At 36.7% G+C, this 4234-nt stretch carries 5 protein-coding genes; all 5 read left to right on the top strand.

What is annotated here, in order from left to right:
- Positions 1-1737, top strand: a 1737-nt coding sequence (locus tag ACTWQB_RS16800) for a helicase-related protein (RefSeq protein ID WP_443140313.1), incomplete at its 5' end; no start/stop codon positions are given.
- A gap of 15 nt (positions 1738-1752) precedes the next feature.
- A complete protein-coding gene (locus ACTWQB_RS16795; RefSeq protein WP_443140312.1) occupies positions 1753-2334 on the top strand; it encodes a hypothetical protein in 582 nt (193 codons plus the stop codon).
- A 219-nt stretch (positions 2335-2553) separates the two neighbouring features.
- Positions 2554-3213 (top strand): hypothetical protein, encoded by a 660-nt coding sequence (locus tag ACTWQB_RS16790; RefSeq protein WP_443140311.1) that lies wholly within the window; start codon positions 2554-2556, stop codon positions 3211-3213.
- A 19-nt stretch (positions 3214-3232) separates the two neighbouring features.
- Positions 3233-3745, top strand: a complete 513-nt coding sequence (locus ACTWQB_RS16785; protein ID WP_443140310.1) for a hypothetical protein — start codon at positions 3233-3235, stop codon at positions 3743-3745.
- A gap of 128 nt (positions 3746-3873) precedes the next feature.
- A partial coding sequence (locus ACTWQB_RS16780; protein ID WP_443140309.1) for a hypothetical protein occupies positions 3874-4234 on the top strand: 361 nt, incomplete at its 3' end.

The raw sequence follows: 4234 nt of genomic DNA, 5'->3' as shown, positions 1-4234 counted from the left end.
GAATATATTAGACGGAAAATGAATAACTTTTTTGACCTATCTATCGTCGATGAAGTGCACGAGCTGAAGGCAGGCAATTCGGCGCAAGGCAATGCACTCTCGTCTTTAGCCGCTGTTAGCAAAAAGATTGTAGCTGGCACTGGCACACTGTTTGGCGGTAAAGCAGAGGATATTTATTACCTCTTATGGAGACTGTTTCCTAACGAAATGGTAAAAGCCGGTTTTTCTTATTCAGAAGTACGCAAGTTCAATGAGGAATATGGCAACATTGAACAAACCACTTATGAACGAAACGAAACATCTGAACAGAGCAATAAAGCTTCACGTGGTGGAACGAAACGAACGGAGAAGGTCATGCCAGGGATCTCCCCATTTATATACGGGAAGTTCATGGTGCAAAACTCTCTCAATGTTCGTTTAAAAGATGTTTGGCCAGATCCTGTTGAGTTAGTCGATACACCAACGATTATGGTTGAAATGAACCAAGAATTAGAACAAGCCTACCGCGACATGATTCAAACATTCGAAAGACAAATACAAAGTCGCGAAGATGGATGGAAACTATATTTACCGATGACAGACTATGGTGTATCTTATCCTGATAATCCGCTTCAATTCCCGAGTGCGACTTATATTAATGAGGACGGCAATCGTGAAACGGTTTGGGATTCGATTCATCTACCAAAAGACATTACCTATCCGAAAGAAGAAAAGTTACAAGAAATTATCAAAACGGAGATGTCAGAAGGACGAAAATCAATCGTCTATGTGAAAGATACGGGTTCAAGTGTATCTGAACGTGACGTACGACCACGACTAAAAGAAAAACTAGAGGATATTGGTGCTAAGGTATGTATCTTGGATACGACCACGACTAAAACCAATCGTCGTTCAGAATGGTTAGAGAACAAGATGGAAAACGAAGGGTACGATGTATGTATAGTGTCTCAAGAGCTTGTGAAAGTCGGTCTTGATTTATTATGTACACCAACTCTCATATTCTATCAATTCTCATGGAGCTTGTTTACGATTAACCAAGCAGCTAAACGGGCATGGCGTATTGGCCAAGAACAAGAGTGTCGATTATATTACTTAGCATATAAAGATACTCACCAAGAAACCATGGCGACGCTGATTGCTAGAAAAAATAAAGCAACAGCTGCGATTAATGGTGAAGTCTCTAGTGACGGATTATCCGCTATGTTGGGTGACGAAGGTGACCTACAGTCCATGTTAGTGAATACGATTAAGAAAAAAGGAAAGGTGTTAAAAGGAAGTGCGGAAGATTGGACAAATCAACAGTCTGACCGTGCTAGAGAAATACTTGAGAATATCGGTAAAAAGAAAACACCTTCTTTAGAACAGCAATTCACAAACTGGTTGTCTCGTTATGTCACAGAAGCGGAGCAACAAACATTAAACACTCCACATGTGATTGAGCGTATTCAAAGTAATGACTTGAAGGGCTTTACAGTCAATGGTGACGTTTTAGAAGTTGAACCAGTTCTAGCTTTTGGTATGCCTGCTGACTTTTTAACAAGCGACCAAATTCTGTCGCACTTAGCAGAACCAGAGCAAGAACCATCACAAGAAGATGAACCTTCCAATGACTCGTCAGATATTGAAGTAGAAGACTTATTGGATTTCGTCACGGTCACCCAAAAGCCTAAACAGAAGAAACGTCGTCGCACCAAGAAAGAACCAGTGGACGGACAATTACAATTAAACTTATTTTAGAGAGGACGTTAAAGTATGAGCTTTATATTATGGCTACACTATTTTATTTTATGTTGGACCGAGCATTTGATTATGTCTCAGATGCTTACCATGATCCAAAACATTGAACTTCAACATATTAAAGAACAATTAGCTGAACGAACTAGACTCGAGAAAGGACAAGAACTTCTATTACTTCCTGAACCTGCAGAAGAATTTTATGTGTCAGAAGTAGAAGATGATGAACTCATTGCCGCATTAACAGGGGCTTTAAATGACGGGGAAGATACATTGTCGATTGAAGACATAGAGGAATATCCAGAAGAAACATTAGCACCTGTCGAACATGATGTCATTCACACTAAAATATCTGATGAACGCGAAGGTTTGCAAATTTGGCAAGGACGTGTCGTAGGCGTGGAATTTGAATATATCCACTTCTATGATGGCAGTCGAACTTGGTTACGCGTGGAAGATATTAGTTCTTTTGAACATAATGACATTATTGAAATCTTGGTTAATCGGCAAGATGATGATGTGGAAGTAATACATGTACGCGATGTGTTTCGTGTCCATGAGACGTTTAAAATTCCAGATGAAGAATCGTACGCCGTTTAGAGGTATAGGACTTATGTCCTACCTCTACCTTATATAACCTTACTCTTAAAGGTTGTATAAGGTAGAGGAGGTGACCCATTTATGGGCTTAAAGTAACAAATTAATGCAAATTTTGACAAGATATTCGTTAACTTTTTACTACTTTTATGTTAGGATAATATGGAATTTAATCAAACCATATTGAATCTATTTACTTGTCTTATTACAGGAGGGTTTGTTGTGGATTTTTATGATAATATATGTACAAAAGTCGATACATTAAAAGACTATCGTTATGCGTTAGAAAATATACAGTTACAACACGTTCCATCTAAAAACTCAACTTTATCAGTGAATGGAATACCAAACGTACCGCTCAAAGAGGACTATTATGAAGAGATAATTGAGCAAATAGATTTTTTACATCATCAATTATTTGAGCCTCTAAAAGAACTTGATATTCCATTTGACATAAAGGCAAAGGTCAATGAGAATGGCCAAGTAGAACATGACTGTATATTTTGTTCTGTTACACTCCAATTACCACATACACCTAAGAGACAACAAGACCCAATAACGGTAAGCGGACAAACCTATAATACGTTAAAACGTATTGTTAGTATATATTCATTATTTAACCAGTTAGAAATCGATATTAAAAATCACGATATAAGACGTATTGTTTTCTCTGGAGAGATTACCATTAAAGAAGGGTTTAAATGCCTTCAAAAGCGAGACCGGATTAATCAAGAGGTATTCTCCAATTGGTTTGCGTTTATTCGCGAAATGAATAAAACAGCACTTAAGTTTCATAGTCTCACAACCCAAGTTGATCTTTTCCAAGACGGTAAAATTGCGACACAGACACGAAAAGATGCTTTTAGAGAGCTATTAAATTAATCGATAAGTAGGTGTCATTATGAGAATGTTCATATTAAATGCTTCAAATTCACCGTTTTCAAGCCCAAGTAAATCTGGTGATTTTGATCCTACATCATGGATTCCTCAAATTGAAGGTTGGACGGAATACATAGTATGGTCATTCATCTTTATATTTGTTGCAGGCTTTTTATATTTTTCTGGCCGAACTATTTTTGGCATGGTTGCTAAAAATGGTGAAATTCAAAAAAACTCCATTGCCGGAGCTATGACATGTTTAATATTGCTGTTAGGACTAAGGCTAGGTTTACCTCTAACATTCGCAATTGTAAATTATGGATTTAATGTATTTTTATATGACTTAATTCACCTGATATCTGGAAGTCTTTTATATATTTCCACAGGTGTTTTAACATTGGGGGTTTGTTTTTATTTCTTATACGCCTTAATCAAACACCCTGGTGTTCGTCGACGAGGTATTCACTTTTTTGTTGCTGGCATTGTATTAATCGTTATTTCTTACATTGTGCCGGTAGTATTTTTACAGGTATAATGAGATGGTAAATAAGCTATAATCAAATACAGTTTTTTAAAATGAGGGCGCCTCATTAAAATACACACATACCTTTAGTGTAGTGTGCATTTTAATGAGGTTTTTCTATGGACATAAGGGGGGAAACTATGCATTGCATTTACTTATCAAACTTACATACACAAGATTTTTTCGATGTTGTGTTAAACGAATATTTTGAACAGCTCACAACCTTCTCTCGTTACGATGAGTATCCTACCATTGAACATCTATCAAATTATGATGTGCTATTTGTACGGTTGACACCTAAAACACTTGAATGGTTATACGCAATAAGAGAGCAAGATTCAAGCATTAGTCAATATAATTGGTTCTTTCTATTTGACTATCATCAATTTGATTTAGCTTTGAATATCATTAAAGACATTGGTCTACATCACATGTTTAACATGTCACACACGATGGATCAGTTCATGTATGCACTTAAGTTAGTAACAACAAATCAATTAT

Origin of the sequence: Piscibacillus sp. B03, assembly GCF_052246295.1 — a bacterium.
Lineage (GTDB): Bacteria > Bacillota > Bacilli > Bacillales > Alkalibacillaceae > Piscibacillus.
The sequence above is the reverse complement of the archived record's forward strand: the minus strand, read 5'-3'. Positions and strand labels throughout refer to the sequence as shown.